At 73.5% G+C, this 25620-nt stretch carries 27 protein-coding genes; 6 read left to right on the forward strand and 21 right to left on the reverse strand.

Annotation, left to right across the window (positions count from 1 at the left end; genetic code table 11):
- Positions 1–42: 42 nt before the first annotated feature.
- The 4 genes from BI06_RS40110 to BI06_RS40125 form a co-directional block, all read right to left on the reverse strand.
- Positions 43–672, reverse strand: coding sequence for an NAD(P)-dependent oxidoreductase (locus tag BI06_RS40110; protein ID WP_030396578.1), 630 nt, complete (start codon positions 670–672; stop codon positions 43–45).
- Between the two features lie 75 nt (positions 673–747).
- Complete coding sequence (locus tag BI06_RS40115; protein WP_233290498.1) at positions 748–2382, reverse strand: PQQ-binding-like beta-propeller repeat protein; 1635 nt, start codon at positions 2380–2382, stop codon at positions 748–750.
- Between the two features lie 31 nt (positions 2383–2413).
- A complete protein-coding gene (locus tag BI06_RS40120; RefSeq protein ID WP_051742875.1) occupies positions 2414–3322 on the reverse strand; it encodes an NAD(P)-dependent oxidoreductase in 909 nt (302 codons plus the stop codon).
- 370 nt (positions 3323–3692) lie between these two features.
- The gene (locus tag BI06_RS40125; protein WP_233290499.1) at positions 3693–5387 is read right to left on the reverse strand and encodes an MDR family MFS transporter; all 1695 of its coding nucleotides are present in this window, start codon (positions 5385–5387) and stop codon (positions 3693–3695) included.
- Between the two features lie 187 nt (positions 5388–5574).
- Between BI06_RS40125 and BI06_RS40130 the strand changes: the two genes are divergently transcribed.
- Entirely contained in the window at positions 5575–6477 is a 903-nt protein-coding gene (locus tag BI06_RS40130) for an SDR family NAD(P)-dependent oxidoreductase (protein WP_082559039.1), read from the forward strand.
- Between the two features lie 75 nt (positions 6478–6552).
- Positions 6553–7401 carry a GNAT family N-acetyltransferase gene (locus tag BI06_RS40135; RefSeq protein ID WP_043476902.1) on the forward strand — a complete coding sequence of 283 codons (849 nt, stop codon included), beginning with the start codon at positions 6553–6555 and terminating at the stop codon, positions 7399–7401.
- A gap of 215 nt (positions 7402–7616) precedes the next feature.
- Here the strand turns inward: BI06_RS40135 and BI06_RS40140 are convergent, their stop codons facing one another.
- The 13 genes from BI06_RS40140 to BI06_RS40200 form a co-directional block, all read right to left on the reverse strand.
- Entirely contained in the window at positions 7617–8666 is a 1050-nt protein-coding gene (locus BI06_RS40140) for an ArsR family transcriptional regulator (protein ID WP_030396584.1), read from the reverse strand.
- A gap of 146 nt (positions 8667–8812) precedes the next feature.
- Positions 8813–9991 carry a hypothetical protein gene (locus tag BI06_RS40145; RefSeq protein ID WP_030396585.1) on the reverse strand — a complete coding sequence of 393 codons (1179 nt, stop codon included), beginning with the start codon at positions 9989–9991 and terminating at the stop codon, positions 8813–8815.
- Positions 9992–10023: 32 nt separating this feature from the next.
- Positions 10024–10422: a nuclear transport factor 2 family protein gene (locus tag BI06_RS40150; RefSeq protein WP_030301365.1), complete on the reverse strand. Its 399-nt coding sequence runs from the start codon at positions 10420–10422 to the stop codon at positions 10024–10026.
- 142 nt (positions 10423–10564) lie between these two features.
- Positions 10565–11992, reverse strand: a complete 1428-nt coding sequence (locus tag BI06_RS40155) for an NAD(P)/FAD-dependent oxidoreductase (RefSeq protein WP_030396586.1) — start codon at positions 11990–11992, stop codon at positions 10565–10567.
- Between the two features lie 4 nt (positions 11993–11996).
- Positions 11997–12362, reverse strand: a complete 366-nt coding sequence (locus BI06_RS40160; protein WP_030396587.1) for an antibiotic biosynthesis monooxygenase — start codon at positions 12360–12362, stop codon at positions 11997–11999.
- A gap of 35 nt (positions 12363–12397) precedes the next feature.
- On the reverse strand, positions 12398–13633 hold the full coding sequence (locus BI06_RS40165) for a beta-ketoacyl synthase N-terminal-like domain-containing protein (RefSeq protein ID WP_043476903.1): 1236 nt from the start codon (positions 13631–13633) through the stop codon (positions 12398–12400).
- Positions 13630–14916, reverse strand: coding sequence for a beta-ketoacyl synthase (locus tag BI06_RS40170; RefSeq protein ID WP_030396589.1), 1287 nt, complete (start codon positions 14914–14916; stop codon positions 13630–13632). Before BI06_RS40170 ends, BI06_RS40165 begins: the two co-directional genes overlap by 4 nt.
- Entirely contained in the window at positions 14913–15341 is a 429-nt protein-coding gene (locus tag BI06_RS40175) for a cupin domain-containing protein (protein WP_045942344.1), read from the reverse strand. Before BI06_RS40175 ends, BI06_RS40170 begins: the two co-directional genes overlap by 4 nt.
- A gap of 5 nt (positions 15342–15346) precedes the next feature.
- A complete protein-coding gene (locus BI06_RS52700) occupies positions 15347–15829 on the reverse strand; it encodes an SRPBCC family protein (RefSeq protein WP_030396591.1) in 483 nt (160 codons plus the stop codon).
- Between the two features lie 3 nt (positions 15830–15832).
- Complete coding sequence (locus BI06_RS52705) at positions 15833–16102, reverse strand: acyl carrier protein (protein ID WP_030301380.1); 270 nt, start codon at positions 16100–16102, stop codon at positions 15833–15835.
- A 109-nt stretch (positions 16103–16211) separates the two neighbouring features.
- Positions 16212–16544 carry a TcmI family type II polyketide cyclase gene (locus BI06_RS40190; protein ID WP_030396592.1) on the reverse strand — a complete coding sequence of 111 codons (333 nt, stop codon included), beginning with the start codon at positions 16542–16544 and terminating at the stop codon, positions 16212–16214.
- An 87-nt stretch (positions 16545–16631) separates the two neighbouring features.
- Entirely contained in the window at positions 16632–17087 is a 456-nt protein-coding gene (locus BI06_RS40195) for an ester cyclase (protein ID WP_030396593.1), read from the reverse strand.
- A gap of 148 nt (positions 17088–17235) precedes the next feature.
- A complete protein-coding gene (locus tag BI06_RS40200) occupies positions 17236–17700 on the reverse strand; it encodes a DUF1772 domain-containing protein (RefSeq protein ID WP_231978553.1) in 465 nt (154 codons plus the stop codon).
- A 409-nt stretch (positions 17701–18109) separates the two neighbouring features.
- On the opposite strand from BI06_RS40200, the gene BI06_RS40205 reads away from it, so the two are divergent.
- The 4 genes from BI06_RS40205 (at position 18110) to BI06_RS40220 (ending at position 21759) form a co-directional block, all read left to right on the forward strand.
- Positions 18110–19246, forward strand: a complete 1137-nt coding sequence (locus BI06_RS40205; RefSeq protein WP_043476905.1) for an amidohydrolase family protein — start codon at positions 18110–18112, stop codon at positions 19244–19246.
- Positions 19247–19402: 156 nt separating this feature from the next.
- Positions 19403–20431 carry an SDR family NAD(P)-dependent oxidoreductase gene (locus BI06_RS40210; protein ID WP_107113513.1) on the forward strand — a complete coding sequence of 343 codons (1029 nt, stop codon included), beginning with the start codon at positions 19403–19405 and terminating at the stop codon, positions 20429–20431.
- A gap of 69 nt (positions 20432–20500) precedes the next feature.
- Positions 20501–20881 (forward strand): SchA/CurD-like domain-containing protein, encoded by a 381-nt coding sequence (locus BI06_RS40215; protein ID WP_030396597.1) that lies wholly within the window; start codon positions 20501–20503, stop codon positions 20879–20881.
- Between the two features lie 5 nt (positions 20882–20886).
- A complete protein-coding gene (locus BI06_RS40220) occupies positions 20887–21759 on the forward strand; it encodes an LLM class flavin-dependent oxidoreductase (RefSeq protein ID WP_030396598.1) in 873 nt (290 codons plus the stop codon).
- Positions 21760–21975: 216 nt separating this feature from the next.
- Here the strand turns inward: BI06_RS40220 and BI06_RS40225 are convergent, their stop codons facing one another.
- The 4 genes from BI06_RS40225 to BI06_RS40240 all read right to left on the reverse strand — a co-directional run bounded on the left by BI06_RS40225 (position 21976) and on the right by BI06_RS40240 (position 25373).
- Positions 21976–22611, reverse strand: coding sequence for a TetR/AcrR family transcriptional regulator (locus tag BI06_RS40225; RefSeq protein WP_030396599.1), 636 nt, complete (start codon positions 22609–22611; stop codon positions 21976–21978).
- Positions 22612–22796: 185 nt separating this feature from the next.
- Complete coding sequence (locus BI06_RS40230; protein ID WP_030396600.1) at positions 22797–23303, reverse strand: quercetin 2,3-dioxygenase; 507 nt, start codon at positions 23301–23303, stop codon at positions 22797–22799.
- A 71-nt stretch (positions 23304–23374) separates the two neighbouring features.
- Positions 23375–24364 carry an alpha-ketoacid dehydrogenase subunit beta gene (locus BI06_RS40235; protein ID WP_030396601.1) on the reverse strand — a complete coding sequence of 330 codons (990 nt, stop codon included), beginning with the start codon at positions 24362–24364 and terminating at the stop codon, positions 23375–23377.
- 22 nt (positions 24365–24386) lie between these two features.
- Complete coding sequence (locus BI06_RS40240; RefSeq protein WP_030396602.1) at positions 24387–25373, reverse strand: thiamine pyrophosphate-dependent dehydrogenase E1 component subunit alpha; 987 nt, start codon at positions 25371–25373, stop codon at positions 24387–24389.
- Between the last annotated feature and the right edge of the window lie 247 nt (positions 25374–25620).

The raw sequence follows: 25620 nt of genomic DNA on the forward strand, positions 1-25620 counted from the left end.
CCGCGGACGTGCCGCGGGCGGGCCGGCCCCCGCCGGGGGTCATCAGTTGGCCACCTCGACGCGCCGGCCGTAGGTGGCCGTGTCATCCAGATGGGTGACGATGTAGTCCGCGACGTTCGCCCGCGCGATGCGCGACGCCTTCGCGATGTGGCCGCCCACCACCGCCTGGTAGTTGGGGGTGGCCGGACCGTCGGTCAGCATCGGCACCCGGACGATCGTCCAGTCCAGCGGGCTGGCCTCGACCTCGTCCTCCATCCGGGCCAGGTCCAGGTGGATGTTCCGGTAGACCCGGTCCACCACGAACTCGGCGACGAAGCGCTGCATCGCCGGCAGGTGCTTGGTCTCCAGGCCCGCCGAGGACATGGTGACCAGTCGGCGCACCCCGCCCGCCCGGGCGGCGGCGATGACATTGCGCGCGCCCTCGGAGAACACCGTGGTCGTGGTGCGGGTGGTCACCCCCAGCGCGATCACCACGGCGTCCTTGCCGGCCAACGGGCCGGTCAGCGACTCCACGTCGAACACGTCCGCGCGGACCTTGCTCAGCCGCTCGTGCTCGAGCGGCAGCTTGGCCGGGTCGCGCAGCAGCGCGGTGACGCTGTGCTTGTTCTCCAGGGCCTTCTCGACGAGCAGCCGTCCGGTCCGACCGGCCGCTCCCACCACGACGATCTCCATAATTTCCTCCTTGCCGGGGCCGGCGGCAACTGGTTGCCGCCGGCCGTGAGTTGACCTTCGCTACGCCGACGGGTCCTACGGTAGGGAAAAGGCGAGCAGAACGCCGCCCGCATTGCTCGGGTACTGCGGGTAGTACGCGGCCTGGACGTAGAGCATGCCGTCCGCGACCACCGCGCCGCCGCCACCGGAGAGCGCCGTGCCGTGCCCCGGCACACCGTTGACGGTGGTGAAGTCGCGGACCACGTCGTACTGCCACAGCACCGCGCCGGTGGTGGCCGAGAAGACGCGCATCTTGCCGTCGGCGCCGCCCTCGTAGACCAGGCCGCGGGTGGCGGTCACCGCAGGGGTGAAGGCCCGCTGGCACAGCTCGGGGTTGGCGGCCGCGCCGCCCCACTGGCAGCCGTCGGCCGGGCTCTCGGTCTGCCAGAGGATCGCCCCGGTCGCCGGGTCGAGCGCGTACAGGGTGCCCGGGTTGGCGAACCAGGTGGCGACGTAGAGCCGGGTGCCGTCGTAGCTGGTGCCCCACTGGATGCCGGAGCTGCCGCCCTTGGTGTTGGGGTCGGCGACCACCGCGCGGTCCCAGACCTTGGCGCCGGTCAGCGCGTCGTAGACGTGGTAGATGCCGTTCTTCTGGCCGATGCCGATCACCCGGCGGTTGCCGATGCTGAAGACGTTGGCGCTGGCGCCGAAGTCCCAGTCGTGGTCGGTGCCGTTGGCCTTGCTCGGGCAGTAGGCGTCGGCCCCGGCGATGCCGCAGGCGACGGTGAAGGTGTCCGGGAAGACCTCCTGGGAGCGCCAGCGCACGTTGCCGTTGCGGGCGTCCAGGGCGAGCACCGAGTCGGTGTCGCCGGCCGCGCCGGTGTAGTTCTGGCCGGTGCCGACGTAGATGGTGCCGGTCTCCCGGTCGACCACCGGGGAGCTCCACACGGCGACGCCGGAGGGCTCGTAGCGGGCCGCGCCGTTGGGCCAGGTGCCGACCTGCTGCGGCTGCGGGGTGGTCCAGTGCCGCCAGCTCAGCTGTCCGGTGTACGCGTTGACGGCGACCACCGAGCCGCGGAAGGTGCAGCAGGGGTAGGTCAGGTCGAAGGTGGCACCCGACTCCTTGCTGGACACACCCACGTAGACCTGGCCGTTGTAGACCAGCGGCGAGCTGGTGATCTGGGCCAGCGGGTGGGTGTCGAGCTTCAGCGACCAGCGCAGGGCGCCGGTGCGGCGGTCCAGCGCGTACAGGTAGCCGCGGTTGTCACCGAAGTAGACGGTGTTGCCCTCGACGGCCGGGCTGCTGCGGACCGGGTCCGGGTTGGTGGCCGAGTGGGCGCCGGCCACCGGGGCGACGTCGAAGGTCCAGCGCGCCGCGCCGGTCTTCGCGTCCATGGCGTGGAAGGTGCCCTCGGCACCGCCGACGTAGAGGGTGCCGTCCACCACGGCGGGCTGGCTGCCGAGGTAGACGCCCTGGACCTTCTCGTGGCCGAAGGCCCACTTGAGGCCGAGGCCGCCGACGGTGGCCGGGGTGATCCGGCTCTCCTGGCCGTTGAACCGGCTGCCGGCCTGGTCGAACTGCCAGCCGCTCCAGTTGGCCGGGGGGCGGGGGCGGGACTCGGTGTCCTCGGCGCCCGCGCCATTGGTGGCGGCGAGCAGCACGAGGGCGGTCAACAGGGCGACCAGGGCGGTGCCGAAACCGGCCGCCCGGGGCCGTCTTGGCTGGGACACGTGGATCAACTCCTCGGTGAGGGCGAGTGGTTCACGTACGGTCCGGGGTGCCGGGAAGCCCGGCGGTGACCTCCGCGTGGGAGAGCACGGCGGCGCAGTCGAGCTCGCCGAGGCCCGCCTCGGCGGCGGCGACGAGGGTCTCGTGGGTGGCGTCGCAGACCGGGGTCGCGACACCCAGGCGGCCCGCCTCGGCGGTGGCCAGCCGGAGGTCCTTGCGCATCAGGTCGAGCCGGAACTGCGGCTCGCCGTAGGCCCGGCGGCGCATCACGCCGGCCTTGTACTTCATCACGGGCGAGCTGAAGCCGCTCTCGCTGATCATCGAGAGGGCCAGCTCGCGGTCGATGCCGGCCCGCTGGGCCAGCGTCACCGACTCGGCGAGCACCTGCATCTCGACGCCCATCAGCACGTTGAGCATCACCTTGGCGGTGGCGCCGAGGCCGCTCGGGCCGAGGTGGCGGATCTCCTTGGCGAGCGGCTCCAGTACGGCGCTCAGCCGCTCGAAGGTCTCGGCGGAACCGCCGACCATGAAGCGCAGTTCGCCGTCCTTGGCGTGCTGGCCGTTGCCGATGATGCAGGCGTCCACGGCGCTGCGGCCGCGGCCGGCGACGCGCTCGGCCACCGACCGGGCGAAGTCCGGGGAGACGGTGCTGGTGTCCATCACGATGCCGTGGGCGGGCAGCGTCTCCAGCACCCCTCCGGTGCCGAACAGCTGCTCCTCGACGGCGGCCTCGGAGGCGAGGCTGAGCAGCACCACGTCCACCTGCGCGGCCAGTTCGGCCGGGGTGGCGGCGACCACGGCGCCGCGGGCGGCGAACGGGGCGGCGCGCTCGGGGGTGCGGTTGTGGACCACGATCCGGTGGCCCTGGTCGAGCAGGCGGGAGGCCATGCCTCCGCCCATGACGCCAAGACCTATGACACCGATCCTGGTCGCCGGGGGTATGCCGGGGGCGGCGGCGGGCGGGAGGTCCCGGGAGAGTGCACGCCGCCGGCTGGGTATGTCGGCCATGGAGTCGACCCGCTTCCTGGTGGACTGGTCGCGCCGGTACTCCCGGCGCTCGGAGTGCGGCGGGGAAGGCCGTGCCAGACACCCCGCCCCACCGCGGCCGGGGTGCCGACTGCCCGTCCAGCCTAGCGGGTGAACACTCACTCCGCGACGGCTTTCGGCGTCCGTTTCGAGCCGTATCCGGTGTTGACGTGCGATCAGTTCCGGCCCCGGACAAGCCTCCTCCCCCACCGCCGGGGGTAACGGTGGGGGAGGAGGGGCTGTCGGGGCGGACACCGGTCGGTCGACCGGGGCGGAGCGGCGGCCGTCAGCCGGCCGCGGTCTCCGGCCGTCCGCCCGCGGGACCGGCGTGCCCGGGCTGACCGCCCTGGCCCGCCGCGGGGGCACCCTGGCCCTTGCCGGCCGGGGCGCCCTCGCCCTGGCCCTGGCCGCCCTGACCCTGCCACTGGCCGCCACCGGGGCCGCCCTGGCCCTGGTGCTGGCCGCCGGGACCGCCGGGGCCACCCTGGCCGCCGGGGCCCTTGCCGCCGGGCGCGCCCATCGGCGCCCGCATCGGACGCTCCTGGAGGAAGACCACGACCAGGGCACCGAGCAGCGCGATGACCATGCCGATCAGGTAGACCGTGTGCAGCGACTCGGCCAGCGCCGAGGCCACACCGTCGCGCACCTCGGGCGCCTGCGCCCGGACCTTGGCCGGCGAGGTCAGCAGACCGTCCGTGCCGAGCCGCGCCAGCGCCTCGGCCGGCACCTTCTTCGGCAGCTGGTCGCGCAGCTGGGCGTTGAGGATGGCACCGAAGACGGTCACACCCATGGCACCACCGAGCGAGCGGAAGAAGTTCGCCGCGGCGGTCGCCACACCCAGCTGGCGCATCTCGACGGAGTTCTGCACCGCCGCGATGAGCACCTGGGTGACCAGGCCGAAGCCGATACCGAACACCGCGAGGAAGCCGCCGGCGGCCACCTGGGAGGAGTCCGCCTTGAGGGTCGACATCAGGTACAGGCCGACCGCCATGATCAGCAGGCCCGCGATCGGGAACAGCTTGTACTTGCCGGTCGCCGCGACGACCTTGCCCGAGATCGTCAGGCTGACCACGGTCGCGATCATCAGCGGGACCAGCAGCAGCCCGGACTCGGTGGCGGTGTCCCCGTTGGCGACCTGGAGGAAGAGCGGGGTGTAGACGGTCGCCACGAAGAGCGAGATCGAGGCGAGGAAGAGGCCGACGGTGGCCACCAGGATGACCGGGTCCTTGAACAGCTCCAGCGGGACGACGGGCTCGCTGGCCCGCTTCTCCTGCAGGACGAAGCCGACCAGCAGCACCGCGGCGAGCACCAGCAGGCCGATGATCTGGACCGAGCCCCACGAGTACTGGTCGCCGGCCCAGACCGAGACCAGCAGGATCGCGACGATGGCGGAGCTGAGCAGCGCCGAACCCAGGTAGTCGAGCTTCTTCTTCTGCTTGTTGACCGGCAGCTTCAGCACCGAGCTGACGACCACCAGCGCGACCGCGCCGATCGGCAGGTTGATGTAGAAGATCCACGGCCAGGACAGGTGGTCGACGAAGGCGCCGCCGATCAGCGGGCCGACCACGCCGGCGATCACGAAGCAGGACTGCGCGTAGCCCTGCCACTTGCCGCGCTCGCGGGGCGGGACGAGCTCGGCGATCAGGGCCATGGCCAGCGCCATCAGACCGCCGGCGCCCAGACCCTGGAGAGTACGGAAGCCGATCAGCTGGCCGATGTTGGCGGAGAGGCCGGACAGCGCCGAGCCGAGCAGGAAGATGGTGATCGCCGACTGGAACATCAGCTTGCGGCCGTAGAGGTCGCCCAGCTTGCCCCAGAGCGGCGTGGCCGCGGTGGCGGCCAGCATGTAGGCGGTGATGACCCAGGCCAGGTGGGTCACGCCGCCGAGGTCACCGGCGATGGTCGGCAGGGCCGTCGCCACGATCGTCTGGTCCAGGGCTGCCAGGAACATGGCAAGCACCAGGGCAGCAAAGATCGTCAAGAAGGTTTTACGTGGCACTTCCGGGGCGGGTGCAGCGTACGGGGCGCTCATTGGGTACTCCTTGAGAGGCGTCCGCCGGCTCGGAGACCTTGCTCCGAGCTTGAATTCGTATAGACTATACAATCAAAATTAGCCGTCAAGAGCCAACGTCAAGGGCGGCCGCGGCCGCCCGGAAGGGCAGCTAACGATGAGCCAACTCCAGGGGAAGATCGCGCTCGTGACCGGTTCTACCTCGGGCATGGGGGCCGCCGCCGCACTGGCGCTCGCCGCCGCCGGGGCGCACGTCGTGGTCTCCGGCCGCCGTGCCGAGCTGGGCAACGCCGTGGTGGAGCGGATCCGGGAGAAGGGCGGGCAGGCGGACTTCGTCGCCGCCGACGTCACCGTCGAGGATGACGTCGCCCGCCTGGTGAGTACCACGGTCGAGCGACACGGTCGCCTCGACATCGCCTTCAACAACGCCGGCGGCGGCGGGGCGTTCGGCCCGCTGGACCGGGTCCCGGCGGACGCCTTCGCCGCCGTGATCGCGGTCAACCTCGTCGGCACCTACCACTCGCTGAAGCACGAGATCGCCGCCATGCGGGCGAGCGGCGGCGGCAGCATCATCAACAACGCCTCCACCGCCGGCGTCCAGGGCACCGCCTTCGGCCTGGGCGCGTACACCGCGGCCAAGCACGGTGTGGTCGGCCTGACCCGGGCCACCGCGCTGGAGGCCGGCCCGGCGGGCATCCGGGTCAACGCGCTGATCACCGGCCCGGTCGACACCGAGGACTTCCGCCAGCGGGTCGGCGGCCAGCCCGGCGCGCTGGAGCGGGCCGGCGCGGCCACCGCCCTGGGGCGGATCGCGACCGAGGAGGAGGTCGCCAACGCCGTGGTCTTCCTCAGCAGCGACGCGGCCAGCTTCGTCACCGGCTCGCTGTTCGGGCTGGAGGGCGGCATGACGGCCGGCGTCACGGCCGGGACGATGGGGCGGCCCGGCGGCGGCCAGGGCGGTCCCGGCAACCAGGGCGGCCAGGCCGGTCCCGGTGCGCAGGGCGGCCAGGGTGCTCCGGGCCAGGGCGGGCCGGGCGCCGGGCGGCCCGCCGGGAACTGACCGGAACCGGACGCACCGGGGCCCGTTCCCACTCGTCCCATTGCCAGCAATCCACCCTCGGGCTATTTTTTCGATATGTTCGTAAAAACCACGAGGAACACCGAAGAGTTCATCTCGGAAACCGGTGGGTGGATTGCCGGCAACCCCGTCGAGAATTCCATCCTGCTGACCATGCTGGCCGGCGCCAAATTCCGCCCGCCGACCCCCCCGCCGATAGCCTGGAGCCGGGTCGAGGACCCGGCCTCGGACACGGCGCCGGTGGTCGGCGTCGCGGCGTTCACGGCGCCGCACCTGGTCGTGCTGAGCGGGATGCCGGCGGCCGCCGCGGCCGCGCTCGGCGCCGAACTGGGCGCCGGGCCCGACCTCCTGCCCGGCGTGATCGGGCCGGACGCGGCGGCCGCCGCCTTCGCCGCGGCCTGGTCCGAGGCCACCGGCCGGCCGACCAGGGCCGACCGCCGCGAGCGGATGCTGTGCCTGGACGGAGCGGTCACCACCGACGGCCGGCCGACCCCGGACGGGCAGTCCAGGGCCGCCCGCGAGGAGGAGGCGGAGCTGTTCACCGACTGGTGCCTGGAGGCCGCGCACGGCGCCGGGCTCAGCCGGGAGATGGCCTCGCGCTCCGTCCGGGGCCAGATCGCCGGCGGCCTGCTGCGGGCCTGGGAGCTCGACGGCGAGCCCGTCGCGATCCTCGGCCGGACCGCCGCCGTCGCGGGCGTGGTCCGCTACGGCCCGATCTACTCGCGGCCCGACGCCCGGCGCGGCGGGTACGCCCGGGCGCTGCTCGCCGAGTCCTCGACCGAGGTGCGGGCCGAGGGGCTGGTCGGCATGGCGGTCACCGCCGAGGGCAACGACGGCGTCCAGGCGCTGTTCGGCTCGCTCGGCTACCGGTCCCGCGGCGGCCTGTCGGAATTCCGGTTCGACTGATCGGCACCACCCCTCCGGGAAATACCCGGAGGGAATACCGCGGGCCCGGATCCGAAATCGGATCCGGGCCCTCTCGCAATACCGTTCGCGGTGCCGTTCGCGGTGCCGTTCGCGGTGCCGCTCGCAATGCCGCTCGCAATGCCGCTCGCAGCATCGTCGGAAATCGCCCGGGGCCGCCCGGAGGATTTCTCCTCCGGGCGGCCCCGAACGTCGGGTCAGTCCAGCGGGTCGGGGTCCGGCACGGCCTCCAGCAGCGAGAAGGCCGTCCCGGTGGACACCACCCGGTTGAGCCGGTAGCCGCCGCGCCGGAAGACCTCGGCGAACTGCTCCTCGGTGCGGACCTCGCCGCTCATGGTGACCAGCATGACCAGGTCGAAGTTCTTCACGAACCGCGGCACGCCCTCGCGGTGCACCAGCTCCGCCGCGACGAAGCGGGCGCCCGGCGAGGCCTCCCGGCACTTGCGGAGCAGCCGGACCAGCGCGTCGTCCGGCCAGGAGTGCCAGACCTGCTTGGTGACGTAGGCGCCGATCCCGGCCGGGACCCCGGCGAAGAAGTCGACCGGCTCGAAGTCCAGCCGGCCCTGCTCGGCCAGCTTGGCGACGTCGGGCTGGGTCCTGGCCTGCTCGATGACGCTCGGCAGGTCGGCCAGCACGCCCCGGGCGAGGGCGTCGTACTTGTGCAGGATCGCCGCCAGGTAGGTGCCCTGCCCGCCACCGAGGTCGCAGACCGCGCCGGCCTCGGCGAACTCGGGGTACGCCGACACCAGGGCGTCGGAGAGGGCGTCGGTGAAGTCGGTCATCGCCTGGTTGAAGGTCGCGGCGGCGGACGGGTTCTTCTGCAGCCAGGGCCAGAGCGCGGTGCCGTGCACCTTCTCGAAACCGGGCTTCCCGGTGGCCAGGCTGTGGTCCAGCGCGCCCCAGGAGGCCCAGAGCCACTCGGCGCCGACCATCCGGGCCATCGCGTCCATCGAACCGGGCACGCCCGGGCGGAGCAGCTCGGAGAGCCCGGTGTTGGCGAAGACGCCGGGCTCGACCTCCTCGAAGACACCGTCCTCGGTGAGCAGCGAGAGCACCTTGGCCAGCGCGCTCGCGGTCGCTCCGGCGCGCTCGGCGAGCTCGGCCACCGGCAGCGGGCCCTCGGCCAGCAGCTCGGCGAGCTTGAACTCGGCGGCCAGCGCCAGGCAGCGCGGGGTGGACGGGAACATCAATTCGGAGAGGAACACCGCGCCGGCCGAAGCAGGGGCGGTCTGGGGAACGGCGGTCATGGGGTGAGGCCTCCCTGCGGGGACCGGGGCGGGGGCGGACGGCGCCCCCGGCCCGAGGTCAGCGGTCATGGGTGGACGGGCCGGACGGCCCCGCGCCGGGCGGCCCGTCAAGGCCGGGCCGCCCGGCGGTTGCGCACGGCCGGGACTCAGCCCAGCAGGGCGAAGGCGAAGCCACCGCCGGGGTTGGCCATGAACTTGTTGGTCGGCGGGATCTCACCGCCGGCCGCGACGCCCACGGCCGGGCCGGTCAGCGCGATCCGGGTCGGGGTGGGGACGATCTGGACCTGGCCGGCGGCCAGCTGGCCCCAGTTGTTCCAGCCCCAGCCCTGCACCGAGCCGTCGGCCAGCAGCGCCAGCGCGTGCCCGCCGTTGCCGGGGGCCGCGTCGGTGCCGCCGCCGCTGGCGGACACGGCCTTGACGCCGGTCAGGCCCGGTACCGGGGCCGGCACCGCGCGGTCGGCGGTGGTGCCGTCGCCGAGCTGGCCGCCGTCGTTGAGGCCCCAGGCCCAGACGGTGCCGTCGGCCAGCAGCGCCACCGTGTGGTGGTAGGCGCCGACCAGCTGGGTGACCGAGCGCAGGCCCGCGACCTTCTGCGGGGCGGCACGGTCCTCGGTGGTGCCGTCGCCGAGCTGGCCGCGGTCGTTGAAGCCCCAGACCGAGGCGGTGCCGTCGGCGTGCACGACCATGCTGTGGCCGCCACCGGCGCTGAGCTTGACGGCCGGCTCCAGGTTCTCGATCACGGCCGGGCGCGGCCGGCAGTCGAAGGAGGCGGTCATGTAGGAGCGGACGATCCGGCCCTCGCGGGTCGAACCGGGGCCGTCGCCCAGCTGGCCGCGGTCGTCGCGGCCCCAGGACCAGACGGTGCCGTCGGCCTTGAGCGCGAGGTTGTGCGCGCCGCCGACCGCCAGCTCGACCACGTCCTCCAGGCCGTCGACCCGGACCGGGACCGGCTGCACGCCGAAGTTGGCCTCGCCGAGGGCGCAGAAGAAGCCGGCGCCCCAGGCCCAGACGGTGCCGTCCTCCAGCAGGGCGGCGGTGTGGCCGCCGCCGGCGCCGACCGAGCGGACCCGGCCGGGCAGACCGACGGTGCGGACCGGGGTGGCCTGGTTCTCGGTGGAGCCGTCGCCGAGCTGGCCGAAGGCGTTGCGGCCGAAGCCCCAGAGCTCGCCGTCGCCGGTCAGGGCCAGCGCGTGGCCGCTGCCGGCCGCCACCTTGACCACGTTCTCCAGGCCCTTGATGTCCTGCGCGGTGGTCCGGTTGACCGTCCCGCCGTCGCCGAGCTGGCCGTTGGTGTTGTCACCCCAGCTGCTGATGATGCCTGCCATGATGATGCGACCTCTCAATAGTCGGGGGGCGGTCAGGCCCAGAACTGGTCGACGGCGTACTGGTCCTCGGGGTAGGTCCAGAACTCGGCGATCAGGCCGTCCTGGATCCGCGCGACGTTGACGAAGGGCATCTCGAGGCTCTTGCCCTCGCGCTCGTACCGGGTGAAGACGGTGGCGAAGGCGAACGAGTCGCTCGCGCCGATCTCGTGGATCTCCATCGTGATCCGGCCCTGGCAGATCTCGAACATCCGGCCGGCGAAGGCCAGCGCGGACTCGATGCCCTCGTGCGCGCCGGACAGCTCGCTGGTGCCCGGGTAGTAGTGCACGCAGTCCTTGGTCCAGTAGCTGGCCGCCTTCTGCACGTCGCCCACGGTGAACGCGGCGTAGACCGCTTCCATGAGCTTGGCGTTGGGGTGGTCGACGACCTTCATGACTCTCCTCCTGTAGCTGTGCGACGGTGCGATGCGGGGCCGTGCAATAGAGCTGGGCCGTGCGGTGGAGCGGGCCGTGCGGTGGAGCGGCGTCGCGCGGAACCGTGCAACCGGCTTCTTTCGACGCAGTGGTGACGGACCGTCAGTTCGCGGCGCGGCGGACGATGTCGACCAGGGTCGCCCGGTCCGGGGCGGGGAACGGCGGGGGCCCGCCCGCGACCGCCTGCTTGACCCGCAGCCGGATCTCCTCGTCCTCGTACAGGCCGGCCGGGTTGTCGAGCGACATCATGGTGCGGACCAGCCGGCGCCAGACCACCTCGTCGGTGCCGGCCGCCTCGGCGACCGTGCCGAAGGTGAGCACGTCCGGCGGCAGCGGCGGCAGCTGCTGGCCGGCCACCGTGGCCCGCCAGAGCCGGGCGCGGCCCGCGTCGTTGCGGACGGCGTCCTCGAACCACGGACGGAAGGTCCGCCCGGCCAGGCCGGCCGCCAGCGCGGCCTGCTCGGCGTCCGGCTCCGGGTGCTCGCGCACCAGGTCGGCCAGGCCGAGCACATGGGCGATGGCCAGCGAGACGCCGCGGCCGAACGCCGGGTTGGTGGTGCAGACGGCGTCGGCGACCGGAAGGAAGCCGGGCACCGGCTGGGCGTCCTGGCCGTACAGCTTCAGCGAGTTGTCCAGACCCGCCATCGCGTGCACCGGCGAGATCGGGTCGGAGGCCTCCGGCGACACCCAGGGGGCGAGCAGCGGGGTGGCCCGGACCACGGCGGTGAAGACGTCCTCGGCGCGCATCTGCTTCAGCTCGGTGTCGTCCGGCAGGATGCCGAACGAGATGGCGAAGGTGTTGTTGTCGCCGAGGAACATCACGCCGGTGTAGTGGTCCCAGAGCCCGCCGGCGCCGAAGCCCCGGTTGAGCGGGCCGACCGGGCGCGGACCGTGCGCGCGGTAGTAGCGGGTGTAGTAGGTGATGTCGGCGCTCTGCGCGACGAGTTCCGGCTCGGCCAGGCCGTGCTCGCGCAGCCACTCGTGGCCCTGCGAGCGGCGACCGCTGGCGTCGATCACCAGGTCGGCGGCGATGGTGCGGCCGTCCTTGGTGACCACACCGGTCACCCGGGCCGGGCCGCGGTCGGCGACGGTCAGACCGCGCACCGTCTCGCCGCGGCGCAGCGAGATGCCCGGCTTGCGCAGCGCCTCCTGGCGCAGGACCAGCTCGAAGGTGGTCCGGCGGCTGCCGAGCATCCGCAGCTCGGCGTCGGCCGGGTGCGGCGTCTTGTCGGCCAGGGTCGGCGGCATGGCCTTGCCGAGCTCGATCTCCCGCACGCCGGCCGCGACCAGCGCCTGGTAGACGGAGGGCAGCCGCTCGCGCAGCAGGTTGGTGCCGAGCGAGCCGAACGCGTGCGAGTGGTGGAGCTGCGGCACGGTCGGCCGCTGCCAGTCGCCGTGCGCGTCGTCGACGGTGTCGGGGGCCTCGTTGGCGTCCCGCTCCAGCACGGTGACGTCGTGCCCCAGGTCGGCGAACGCCAGCGCGGCCACCAGGCCGGCGACGCTGCCGCCGATGATCAGAGTCCGTGTCATGACCTCACCCCGCGGTGGTAGGAGTGGAAAGGCCCGCCTTCGGGGTGTCCCGCGAGGTCTCGGCCTTGATGTGGAAGCGGATGGACTTCGCGTCGCTGAAGCACTCGCGCATCGGGCGCACCAGGTCCCGGTGCTCCTCGGTCCGCTCCCAGGCGACGAAGTCGTCCAGCGAGCGCCACTCGCTGGTGATCAGCCACTGCTCCGGGTCGGTGGAGGACTGGCAGACCTGGTCGCGCACGTGTCCGGGGACGCCCTCGGCGACCAGGTGGCGGATCTGCTCGTACGCCTTGAGGAAGTCCTCCCGGCGCTCCTCCTTGACGGTGATCAGGAAGAGCACGCGGCCCTGTGCCGCGCCCTCGTCGACCGGCATGACGGTCTCCTTCCGGGTCGTGGTGCTCGTGGGTGTCAGGAGTGCGCGCGCAGCAGGACGGCGCTGTTGAAGCCGTCGAAACCGCGGGCGCCGATCAGCGCGGTGCGCACCTCGGCGGCCCGCTCCTCGCGGACGAAGGCCAGGTCGCAGCCGTCCGCCGGACGGGCCGGGCCCGCCGAGGGCGGGATCAGGCCGTTGTCCATGGCGAGCACCGCGGTGGCCGCGTCCAGGGCGCTGCCGCCCTGGTAGAGGCGGCCGGTGAGCGGCTTCTGAGTGGTGACGGCGGCCGGGCCGGCGTCGCCGAAGACCGCGCGCAGCGCCTCGGCCTCGGTGCGGTCGTAGGCGGGCAGGCCCACCGCGTCCGGGAAGGTCACGTCGACGTCCCCCGGGGTGAGGCCGGCCCGTTCGACCGCGGTGCCGAGCGCCCGGGCGTACTGGCGGACCGAGCCGGAGCCGGTCCTGGTGGAGGCGACGGCGTCCTGGGTGGCGGACCAGCCGGCGATCTCGGCGCGGATCCGGGCACCGCGGGCGAGCGCGTGGTCGAGGTCCTCGACCACGAACACCACCCCGCCCTCGCCCGGCACGAAGCCGGCCGCCCGCTCGTCGAAGGGCAGGTAGGCCTCGGCCGGGTCGGAGCCGGTGTAGAGCCGGCCGCTGCGCTGCTGGCAGGCGAGCGCGTACGGGCCGAGCGGTGCCTCGGTGCCGCCGGCGAGCACCACGTCGGCGCCCCGGCGGACCAGCCGGGCGGCGTGGGCCAGCGAGTCCAGGCCGCCGGCGCCCTCCGAGACGAGGACGCTGGACGGGCCCTTGGCCTGGTGCTTGATGGCCAGCTGCCCGACGGTCGCGGCGTAGAACCAGGCGATCGACTGGTAGGCGCCGACGGTCCGCGAGGTGTCGGGCTGCCAGAGCCGCTGGAGCTCGCGCTGGCCGAACTGGTTGCCGCCGGAGGAGCTGGCGAGCGCCACCGACAGCTTGTACGGCTCGACCGTGGACGGGTCCAGCTCGGCCTCGCCGAAGGCCAGTTCGGCCGCCGCGTAGGCGAGGTGGGTCCAGCGGTCGGTCTGCACCTGGAGTCGGCGCTCGACGTACCGGTTGACGTCGAAGTCCGGGACCTCGCCGGCCAGCGTGGTCTCGTACTGGCCGGCGTCGAAGAGCGTGATCGGAGCGATCCGGCTCTCGCCGCCGCAGACCGACTTCCAGTGCGTCTCGCTGCCGACGCCGCTGGGCGCGACCACGCCGATGCCGGTGATGACGGCACGTCGTGCGCTCATCGGCCCCTCCCCAGCTTGGCGAAGAGCATCGCGGACTGGAAGCCGCCGAAGCCGCTGCCGACCGAGAGCGCCGCGCCGACCCGCACCTCGCGGGCGGTGTTGGGCGTGTAGTCGAGGTCGCACTCGGGGTCGCGGTTCTGCCAGTTGGCGGTCGGCGGGACGACCCCGCGGTCGACGGCCAGCGCGCAGGCGGCCATCTCGATCGCGCCGATCGCGCCCAGCGAGTGGCCGACCATCGACTTGATCGAGCTGATCGGGACCCCGTAGGCGGCGTGGCCGAGCGAGCGCTTGAAGGCGCCGGTCTCGTGCCGGTCGTTCTGCCGGGTGCCGGAGCCGTGGGCGCTGATGTAGCCGATGTCCTCGGGGTTGAGCCGGGACTGGCGCAGCGTCTCGGTGATCGCCTCGGACATCTCCAGGCCGTCCGGGCGCAGACCGGTCATGTGGAAGGCGTTGCCGCGGTTGGCGTAGCCGACCACCTCGCAGTAGATCCGGGCGCCGCGCCGGCGGGCGTGCTCCAGCTCCTCCAGGACGAGCACCGCGCAGCCCTCGCCCAGCACGAAGCCGTGCCGGTCCCGGTCGAACGGCCGGGAGGCGTGCGCCGGGTCGTCGTTGTCCGGGGTGGTGGCCTTGATGGCGTCGAAGGAGGCGACGGTGACCGGGGAGATCGGGGAGTCCGAGGCGCCGGTGATCATCACCTCGGCCTCGCCGTCCACCAGCAGCTGGTAGGCGTGGCCGATGGCGTCGATGCCGGAGGTGCAGCCGGTGGAGACGACCAGCGCCGGGCCGTGCGCCCCGTGCCGGACGGCCACGTCGGCGGCCAGGCTGCTGGGGATCAGGCCCTGGTAGAGGAACGGGCTGGTGACGTCGGGGTCGACCAGCCAGTTGCGGCCGGAGTCGCTGGCGACGACGAACTCGTCCTCCAGGACGATGGTGCCGCCGACCGCGGAGCCGAGCACCACGCCGGTGGCTTCCCGGGTGCGCTCGTCGAGCTCCAGCCCGGCGTCGAGCACCGCCTCCTGGGAGGCGGCCAGCGCGAACTGCACGTAGCGGTCGGCGCGGCGCAGTTCGAGCGGGGTGAGGCCGGCCGCGACCGGGTCGAAGTCGGCCTCGGCGGCGATCTGCGAGCGGAACGCCGACGGGTCGAAGGCGGAGATCCGACGGGTCGCGGTGCGGCCCGAGGTGATCAGTTCCCAGAAGGTCTCGCGGGTGGTGCCCCCGGGGGCCACCACGCCGATCCCGGTGACCACCACGCGGCGGTCACCCGTGGACGGGGAAGCGGTCATCGCTCCCCCAGCACTATGTGGCCCTCGGCCTTGGTGCCCGGGCCGTCCTCGGTGTCGACGTGGCCGAGCTCGGGGGACGGCGCCAGCGGGCCGAGGTGGAAGACCGCGAAGGCCTCCTCGGAGCCGGTGTTGCGCAGCCGGTGGCGGATGTCCTTGGGGATCAGCACGCCCTGGCCGGCGAACAGCTCGAAGGGCTTGTCGTCCAGGTCGAGGGTCAGCTCGCCGCGGACGAGCAGCAGGAACTCCTCGCTGTACGGGTGGTAGTGCTCGGTGATCCGCTCCCCCGGCTGGAGCCGGGCGGTCCCCATGAAACCGGAGGTCGCACCGCAGGTGGCGGGCGAGAGCACCGCGCGGGTCTCGCCGCCGCGCTTGCGGTTGGCGGGGACGTCGTCGGCGGAAATGATGCGGATGTTCCTGGCGGCCACGGCGCTCACTCCTTCTCGGCGGGGACGGCGGTGGAACCGGCGGCGAGGGCCTCGACCTTCTGCCGGATGATCTCCAGCTGCACGGGCGAGTTGATGTTCAGCCGCTCGGTCATGCCCTGGTCGTCGACCGGGGCGACGGGCTTCATGGAGAAGTCCTGGATCCAGGTCATCCGGACGCCGCCCTCGGGCAGCTCCTCGTACCGCCAGTGGATCTGCATGTAGGCGAACGGGCCGGTCTCCACCCGGTGGGCGTGGACGGTGCGGTCGGCGACGTTGACGGTGCGGTCGCTGACCCAGCTCCAGATCCGGCCCTCCTCGTCCGGGTGCATGGTGAGCCGGAACCGGACGGTCTCGCCGCGGCGCTCCACGATCTCGGCGGACGCGTACTCGGTGAACAGCTGCGGCCAGCCGGCGACGTCGTTGGTGACGTCCCAGACGAGCTTGAGCGGGGCCTGGATGACGATGCTGTTCTCGGTGTGTCCGGCCATCGCTCAGCCCACCGCCCCGGCGGTCTGCAGCTCGGCGACGATCTGGTCGACGCTGAGGGCGACGGCGCCGTCCGGGACCTTCAGGCCGTAACGGTCGGCGATCACCGCCTCCAGCTCCAGCACGGCCAGCGAGTCGAGGCCGAGCTCCTCCAGGGGGACGTGCCGGGAGCCCTCGAACACGTCCGGCGCCGCGCCGGCGCTGGTGATGAGGACGTTCTCGATCTCCTCCGCGGTGACGACAGTGGTCGTCCCGCCGGCCTGGTGGTCGGTCATGGTGCTGCCTCTCGTTTCTCCGGTGTAGGGACTGCTCCTGGGCCTCGCGGCGCGGCCGTACGGGGTGAACGGGCCCCCGTTCGGCCGGCGCCGCCGGCGGAGGGCGGGCTCACCGACCGCCGGTGCCGGACTCCCAGGTGTAGAAGCACTGGGCGACCGCGTCCTGCGGCGAACGCCAGGTAGGCAGGTAGGGAGAGATGAACGGGGTGAGCCGTTCGCTGACCCGGGCGAACTCCGGGTGGCGGCGGGCGGCGTCGACCGCCTCCTGGCCCGGGTCGTCGGTCTCCAGCAGGTGGACGTAGGCATCGCCGAGCTTGTACAGCGAGCGGTGGGTGACGCCGGCGAGACGGGGAAGTTCGGTCTCGTCGGACTCACCGAACACGCGGGCGACGTCGCCCTCCGCGCCGGGCAGCATCCGGGCGATGATCAGTGTGCGGTGCATGCGGGCTCCCCTCGGGGTACGGGCTCTCTCGGACTCTCGGGCTCTCTCGGGCTGTGGCTGTCCGGGGTCGGGTCCGGCGCCGCGGCTTCAGTGCTGCGGGCGGCCGACCGGCTGGATGGCGCCGATGTCGAGCAGGATCCGGGGCACGTTGTCGCCGATCCAGGACTCGACGACGCGGCCGTCGACGATCCGGTGGCAGGACATCTCGTGCACGGTGACCGGCTTGCCGGTCGGCGGGATGTCGAACAGCTGGCCCTGGTGGGTGCCGCGGGTGGTGAACCGGGCGTAGACGCGGTCGCCGTCGCCGGCCACGTCCTCCACGGTCACGTTGACGTCCGGGAAGGCGTTGCGCCAGAGCAGCACGGCCTGGCGGAAGGAGTCCGGGCCGGGGGGCATCGGGGGCAGGCCGGGGGCGTGCACCACGTAGTCCTCGGCGAAGCGGTCACCGATGGCGGAGAGGTCGCCGTCGTTGAACGCCCGCTCGGTCAGCTCGCGGATGAGGGCCTTGTTGGCCTCCACCGCGCTCTCGGTGGACGAGGTCATGACAGTCCTTTGCTCGGCGGACGACCCCGGCCGGTGCACGGCCGAGGGCGGTCCGGGTGGGCGTGGGGCGGCGGCCGGCCCGGGAAACGGGGAGGCTCCGGGAGCCGGCCGGTGCGCGGTGCGGCGCGAGGTGCGGGGAGCGGACCGGTCAGATGAGCGAGGCGAGGACGAAGCAGGCCGCCGCGCCGATCGCGCCCATGGTCCGGGTCTCGTGCGCCAGGTGCCAGCGGCGGCGCTTGCCGCGCCAGGCGGCGTCGGTGTCGCGGTACGGGCTCCAGCGCTCGATCTGGCGCCAGATCGGCCGGTTGACGCCCTCGGAGGCGACCGCGACGGTCGCCATGCCGACGGTGCCGGCCGCGTACAGCACCTTGGCCACCTTGCTCTCCGACCGGACGGCCTTGGTGGCGCCGACAGCGGCGGTGGCCAGGCCGTTCCAGAAGGCGATCGGGTGGAACACGTGCATGTCGATCAGCTGGCAGGTGTTGACGTACCGGTCGTAGGGCAGGGAGTTGAGCATCGGCAGGATCGAGGTCTTCATGATCCAGAGCGTGCCGAGCTGAACGCTGGACGAGGTAACCAACCAGACGTCCGAATTATCCTTCATGTCCTTCATATCGATTCCTCGAATCGATCCGGGATCGCGGAATGTCCGCCGCGTCGATGCGGCGAACCGGGGCGGGGTCGCCCGATGCGAGAGACACGGGACCCCGGGGGCCGGGGCATCTCGGCCCCCGGGGCTGCCCCGCCGCCTCATCCTTGCCGCCGGGCGGTCCCAGTGTCAGGAGGCATCCGTCTCCACCGGGCTGGGACGTCGCCCCGGCCGTCACGGACCGCGTCCCGGCCGTTCCGGGCCGTCCGCCCAGCCGGTTCGTTGCACCAACCTCCCGGATTCCGGGCCGTGTTGACGCGCCCACCGGACGCACCCTACGGTGCGAGCGGGCACTCACTCACCGAGAGCCCAGGGCCCGCGACCACCCCGCCGCGCCGACCGGCCGGCGGACATCCCAGGAGGTGCCGAGCCGATGACGATCGATGTGCACGGCCACATCACGTCGCCCGAACTCTTCCGCCGCTTCCCCATGCCGCCGAGCCTCGTCGACGTCGACGGCATGGTGGAGCTCAAGGCGGCAGCCGGGATCACCATGTCCCTGGTCGGCAGTCCCGTCGGCGCGGGCACCATGGTGCGCACGCCCGGACTGGACAACTACCGCCAGCCGCTGGACACCCTCGAACGCTTCCACGACTGGCTGGGCGAGCAGGTCCGGGCCCGGCCCGCGGCGCTGCGCGGCTACGTCTACACCAACCCGCTCGGCTCCGACGCCGAACTCGCCGCCGCCGCCAAGCGGTTGGAGCAGGACGAATTCGTCGGGCTGATGGTCAACTCCAGCATCGAGGGGCGGTTCCTGGACACCCCGCAGGCCGACGCCTTCTTCGCGATGGCCGCGCAGTACCGCACCCCGGTGATGCTGCACCCGCCGGCCGAACCGGCCGGGGCCGGGGAGCTCGACGACCTGCGGCTGGTCGAGCAGATCGCCCGGCCGTGCGACGTCACGCTGGGGACGGCGGCGGTGCTGTTCGCCGGGTGGCTGGAGAAGTACCCGGAGCTGCGGATCGTCGCCCCGGTCTGCGGCGGCGGGCTGCCGCTGCTGCTGGAGCGGCTGGAGGTGGCCCGGCGGATGCCGGTCACCTTCGGCCGGCCGGGCGCGGCCCCGGGCGGGCCTCCCGGCGGCGCTCCGGACGGACCTCCGGCCGGCGCTCCCGGCGGGCCTCCGCCGGGGGTCGGCGGTCCCGGTGCCGGTGGCCCGGGCGGTCCCGGCGGACCCGGGACCGGTGGCCCCGGCGGACCCGGCGGACCCGGCGGACCGGGGGGACCGGGCGCCGCTCCGGCCGGGCCCGCCGTCCCGCCGCTGGCCGAGGCCCTGCGCCGGGTCTACGTCGACACCGCGACCCCGAGCCTGCGGGCCGTGGCCGCCGCCGTCGACGCCTTCGGGGTCGGCAACGTCATGTTCGGCACCGACTCCCCGCCGATGAGCGCGCCGCTGGACGCCTCGCTGACCCGGTTGAACGGGCTCGGCCTGGCCCCGGCCGACGTCGCGCGGATCCGGCACGACAACGCCGCCGGGCTGTTCGGCCTGCCCGGCGCGTCCGACGCGACCTGAACCCGGTCCCGCCCGCACCGGGCGGGACCGGACCCGACGCCGGCCGAGCGGACCCGGACAGCACCGGGCCCGGACTCCTCACCACCCCCGGCGTCCCCCGATCCGACGCTCCGTCGGATTCCCCGCACCACCGACACGCGACAGGGAGGTGCTGTCATGACGGCAGCCGCACCGACCCCACCGTCCGGGCCGCCCGGCGGACGCCCGGGCGGCGGACCGCCGCCCGGCGCCGGCGGACCGCCCCCTGGCTTCGGCGGGCCACCCCCGGGAGCGGGCGGGCCGCCTCCGGGCCTCGGCGGACCCCCGCCGGGATTCGGAGGACCCCCGCCCGGCTTCGGCGGACCCCCGCCGGGAGCCGGCGGGCCTCCGCCCGGCTTCGCCGCCCCGCCCCGGCCCGCACCCGAACGCGTCCCCGCCGACCGGGAGTTCCTCGGCAGCCGGGTCCTGCTGGTCGGCGGCTACGGCAGCATCGGCGCCGCCGTCGCCGAGGACCTCGCCGCCCAGGGCGCCCGGGTCGCGGTGGCCGGCCGTTCACTGAAGAAGGCCGAGGAGACCGCCGAGCGGCTCCCCCCGCTGGCCGCCCGCGGCGGCACCGTGGTCCCGCACGCCGTGGACGTGGCCGACCGCGCCGACGTGGACCGGCTGGTGGCGGCCGTGACCGCGGACTGGGGCGGCATCGACGTCCTGGTGAACTGCGCCAGCGCGCTGGTCACCGTCGGCGCCGAGGACATCTCCGAGGAGGACTGGCGCACCATCGTCGACACCAACCTGCTGGGCGCCTTCTGGCTCTCCCAGTCGGTCGGCCGGGCGATGATCGCGGCCGGCGGCGGCCGGATCGTCCACCTCTCCTCGGTGCGCGGCAAGTTCGGCGCCCGGCGCGGCTTCAGCGCCTACGGCGCCAGCAAGGCCGGCCTGGACCTGCTGGTCAAGCAGCTGGCCGCGGAATGGGGCCGGCACGGGATCGCGGTCAACGCGGTCGCCCCCGGTTTCGTCCGCACCGACTTCGTCCAGGAGAACGCGAGCAACCCGGAGTTCATGCGGATGGTGCTCGGCCGGATCCCGCTGGGCCGCACCGCCGAACTGCACGAGGTGGCCGACGCGGTCACCTTCCTCGCCTCGCCGCGGGCCGGCTTCATCAGCGGCCAGGTGCTGTACGTGGACGGCGGCGTCACCACCAGCCAGTGAGACCCCGCCCGCACCGCCCCACACCCACCGACGGGCCGAGCCCGGCCCCGAGAAACCCAGGAGACGACCATGAGCACGTGGCACGCGCTGTACTACCCGCTGCTGCCGGGCAGCGAGGACATCGTCAAGGACCTGTTCCGCAAGAGCGGCCGCCCGGACTTCGACGTCAAGAGCCCCGACGGCACCGTGGTCGGCAAGCTCCTCGGCACCCAGGCCTTCGTCGGCAAGGAACTGGCCGTCCGGGTGATCGAGATCGAGGGCCCGCTGCCGCTGGTCGCCGCGCACATGAGCCAGCAGCCCGCCGTCCGCGAGTTCGAGCGGGAGCTGGAGAAGCACCTCGCCGTGCCGCGCGACATGACCAGCCGTGAGGGCGCGCAGGCGTTCTTCCGGCTGGCCTCGATGGAGAACGTGCTCTCCCGCCGCCACGACCAGCCGCTCGAAGGCGAGTGAACGCGATGAAGATCGGAATCGGACTCCCCACCTCGCTGGCCGGCGCGGCCGGCGCCGACGTGGTCGCCTGGGCCCGGCTGGCCGAGCAGGCCGGCTACTCCACCCTCGGGACCATCGACCGCCTGGTGCACACCAGTTGGGAACCGCTCACCACGCTGGCCGCGGCCGCCGCGGTGACCGAGCGGATCGGCCTGGCGACCAGCATCCTGATCTCGCCGCTGCGCGCCAACACCGCGCTGCTGGCGAAGCAGGCCGCCACCGTGGACCGCCTCTCCGGCGGCCGGCTCACCCTCGGCATGGCGGTCGGCTCGCGGCCGGACGACTTCGAGGTCGGCCAGGTCGAGAAGGCCGGCCGCGGCGCCCGGACCGGCACCCAGGTGGCCGAGCTGCGGCGGCACTGGGCCGACGCCCAGTCCGGCCGGGAGCCCTCGGTCGGACCGGCCCCGATCCGGCCGAACGGGCCGGAGCTGATCCTCGGCGGGCACTCCCCGGCCGCACTGGCCCGGGCGGCCCGGCTGGGCGACGGGTGGATCGGCGGCGGCACCGGCCCGATCATGTTCGCCCAGGGCGCCCAGGCGCTGCGCGAGCAGTGGGCGGCCGAGGGCCGGGAGGGGGCGCCCCGACTGGTGGCGCTCGCCTACTTCGCGCTCGGTGCGGACGGCACCAAGTACACCGAGGGCTACCTGCGGTCGTACTACCGCGACGCCGGGCCGTTCGTCGAGCACATCCTGCGCGGCGCGGCCGACAACCCCGGCAAGCTGCGCGGGCTGGTCGGCAAGTACGCCGAGGCGGGCTGCGACGAGCTGCTGCTGATGCCCTGCGCCGGGGACCTCGGCCAGGTCGAGGCGGCGGCCCAGGTGCTGGGCCTCCAGGGCTGAGCACGGCGGGAGCACGGGGAGGGGCGGGCGGCCGCGGGCCGTCCGCCCCTCCCCGTTGCCGCGCGCCCGGGCGTCCGTGCGTCCGTGCGGGCACCGACGGCGCGTCCGGTCCGGTGCGGTCCGGGCATGCGAAAGCCCGTCGCCCGGCGGTTTCCCGCCGGGCGACGGGCCGGTCCGCGGTTCTGCGGACCCGGTGGTCCAGCTCGGCCCGGTGGTTCAGCGGGCCTTGGCGCGGCCCCGCGCCGGCGCCGCCGCCGACTGGGCCGGGGCCAGCGTCCGCCAGAGCTGCCGGACGAAGGCCTCCGCCTCCCGCAGCGGCTCCGACCCGGTGCCCGGGGCCGCGAACACGCCCCCGTAGGCGGCCAGGTAGCAGGCGCCGAGCAGGAGTTGGGACGCCGCCACCGGATCCGCGTCCCGGCTGACCAGATCGGCCCGCTGGGCCCGGCGCAGGTAGTCGGCCAGCAGCTCGACGGCCCGGTGCGGCCCGGCGTTGTTGGCCTGCATCCACTCCCGGTGGCGGTCGAGCAGCTTGGGCTCGGCGAAGACGGACAGCAGCATCGGCATCGACGCCCGGTAGAACGCGAGCGCCTCCTCCGCCACCTGCTGGAGGGACGCCCGCACCTCGCCCTCGCTGCCGATCTCCTCCGGCAGCGCCCGCAGCACCGGCAGCAGGCCGGGCAGCCGCTCGGCGAGGACGGCCAGGAAGACGTCCTCCTTGCTGCGGAAGTGCCGGTAGATGGTGCCCTCGGAGCAGCCCGCCACCTCGGCGATCTCCTTGGTGGTGCAGCGGGCCAGGCCGAGGTCACGGATCACCCGCTCGGCGGCGTCGACGATCTGCTCGCGCATACTCATGAAGGCTCCGAAGGAACGGGGCGGCCGGCTTCCGAGCGGGCCGCGGCTGCGGAGGGGCACCCGAAGGATAGCGTGCAGGTGAGTACCCGCTCACCGATTTCGCCGGGGACCCCGAACGGCGCGCCGGCCCCGCCGCCCACGAGGGGCGCCGGGGCCGGCGGGACAGGCTTCAGCGGTGGCACCGCTCAGCGCGGCGGCCCGGCGGGCCCGCCGACGCCGGGCGGCGGCCCGACCAGCTGCACGCCGAGCGGCGCCAGCTCGCCGAGCAGCCGGGCGAAGTCCGGCGGGCCCTGGAGCGGCGGCGGCAGTTCGAGGCTGGTGGCCGGCTCGCCGGTCTTGAAGAACCACTCCTCGAAGCCGGCCGGGGTGCCGAGCACCAGGAAGCGGGTGCCCTCGGTCTCCACCCGGTACTGGTGCGCGATGCCGCGCGGCGCGAAGACCGTGGCGCCCGGGCCGACCTTGTGCTCGTCGTCGCCGATCCGCAGCACCATCTCGCCCTCCTGGACGATGAAGAACTCGTCCTCGCGGGTGTGCAGGTGGACCGGCGAGGCGTAGCCCGCCGGGGAGAGCTGCTCGGCGAGCCAGAACTGCCCGTTGGTCTCGGCGCCGGTCGCCTTGAACTGCAGCAGCGCGCCCACGTGCCAGATGGCGCGGCCCTCGTCGGGCTGCTTCACGAACGGTTGGGACGTCACTCGGTTCCTCCTCGGTCGGCGGGCCCTCGTTCGGGGCCCGGCAGCACAGCGGTACGGAAACTGATCGATCGTCAGCGCGACCGGACGGCCGCGTCCTTCACCAGGCCGGTGGCGCGCACGGCCTCGGCGACCTGGTCCGGGCCGGGGGCGAAGGCGTCCTCCAGCTCGGGGCTGAACGGCACCGGCGCGTGCGGCCCGGTGACCATCCTGACCGGCCCGCGCAGGGCGGCGAAACGGTCCTGCGCGACCTGTGCGGCGATGTCGGTGGCCAGGCTGCAGCGCGGGTGGGCCTCGTCCACCACGACCAGCCGCCCGGTCCGCTCGACGCTGCCGTAGATGGTCGAGGTGTCCAGCGGCGACAGCGTCCGGGGGTCGATCACCTCGATCTGCACGCCCTCGGCGGCCAGCTGCTCGGCGGCGGCGAGCGCGACCGACACCATCCGGCCGATCGCGACCACGGTGCAGTCGGTGCCGGGCCGGACCACCTTGGCCGAGCCGAACGGGATCGCGTACGGCTCCTCGGGCACGCCGCCGGGCATGAAGTAGAGCATCTTGTGCTCCAGGAACAGCACCGGGTCGTCGTCCACCAGCGCCTGCGCCATCAGCCCCTTGGCGTCATAGGGGTTGGACGGCGCGACCACCTTGAGGCCGGGCAGGTGGACGAAGAGCGGGTGCAGCGCCTGCGAGTGCTGGGCGCCGCGGCGCAGACCGGTGCCCCACATCGCGCGCAGCACCAGCGGCACCGAGATCCGGCCGCCGGCCATGTAGCGCAGCTTGGCGGCCTGGTTGGCGATCTGGTCGAAGGCGACGGTGGCGAAGTCGATGAACAGCAGGTCGACCACCGGCCGCAGTCCGGTAGCGGCGGCGCCGACCGCGGCGCCGACGAAGGCCGCCTCGGTGATCGGCATGTCCAGGACCCGGTCCGGGAACTCCAGGTGGAGGCCCTTGGTCGGGCCCCAGGCATTGGTGCTGTCCTCGCCCATCAGGACCACCGAGCGATCGAAGCGCATCTGCTGCGCCAGCGCCTCGCCGATGGCCTGCTGGTAGGTGATCGTGCGCATGGGACTCCCTCCTCGGAGCGGGTCAGCGGGTGTAGACGTGGTCGAGCAGGGTGCGCGGGTCGGCCGTGAAGGGCTCCGAGGCGGCCGTGACGGCGGCCTCGACCAGGGCGGTCGCGTCGCGGTCGATCCGGTCCAGCTCGAAGGCGGCGGGTCCGGCCACGGTGCCCTCGGCGATCCGGGAGCGGAGCAGCAGCAGCGGGTCGGACTCGGTGCGCAGCCGCTCCGGGTCGGCGTCCGGCCGGTAGGACTGGTCGTCCCACAGCTCCATGTGGCCGTGGAAGCGCTCGGCCCGGAACTCCAGCACGGTCGGGCCCTCGCCGGCCCGGGCGCGCCGGACCGCCTCGGCGGTGGCGGCGTGCACGGCGATCACGTCGTAGCCGTCCACCACCGCGCCGGGGATCCCGAAGCCGGCCGCGCGCTGGGCCATGTCGGTGCCGGAGAAGTGGGCGGCGGCCGGGGTCGCCTGGGCGTAGCCGTTGTTCTCGATCGCGAAGATCACCGGCAGGTCGAGCATCCGGGCCAGCACCAGGCTCTCCAGCACGGCGCCCTGGTTGGCACCGCCGTCGCCGGTGAACGCCACCGACACCTGGCCGGTGCCCTGCTGACGTGCCGTCAGGGCGGCCCCGCAGGCGAGCGGGACGCCGCCGCCGGCCAGGCCGTTGGCGCCGAGCATGCCGCGGTCGAAGTCCGCGATGTGCATCGAGCCGCCCTTGCCGCCGCAGATCCCGTCCGGGCGGCCGTGCAACTCCTTCATCATCGCCTCGACGTCGCAGCCCTTGGCGATCGCGTGACCGTGGCCGCGGTGGGTGCTGGCGATGTAGTCGTCCGGGGCGAGGGCCGCGCAGACACCGGCTGCGACGGCCTCCTGCCCGCTGTAGAGGTGGACCGCGCCGGGGAGGCTCTTCGCCAGTCCGTGCAGACGGTCCTCGAAGGCCCGGATCACACTCATCGTGCGATAGATCTCGACGATCTGATCCACTGTCAGATCGGTGGTGCGGGATGTGCCCATGGGGTCGCCTCCTCGGCTCTCCGGGGGACGGCCGGCGGGGCGCCGCGCGCCTCGTTCGCCGGTCTCGCTCGTGGCCCGACTCCATGAGGGTAAGTGCTCACTCACATGGGTGCAACCAAGTGTCCGAATCCGTCACCGCCCCCTCCCCCACCCGGCCCTCCCACCCTTGCGCCCTGCGCAACCACGCCCCTAAGGTCTTGTCCCGGGTGGATTGGGATCACGGCATGGAAACGAACGACGGACCGAT

Origin of the sequence: Kitasatospora sp. MBT66 (assembly GCF_000710405.2) — a bacterium.
Lineage (GTDB): Bacteria > Actinomycetota > Actinomycetes > Streptomycetales > Streptomycetaceae > Kitasatospora > Kitasatospora purpeofusca.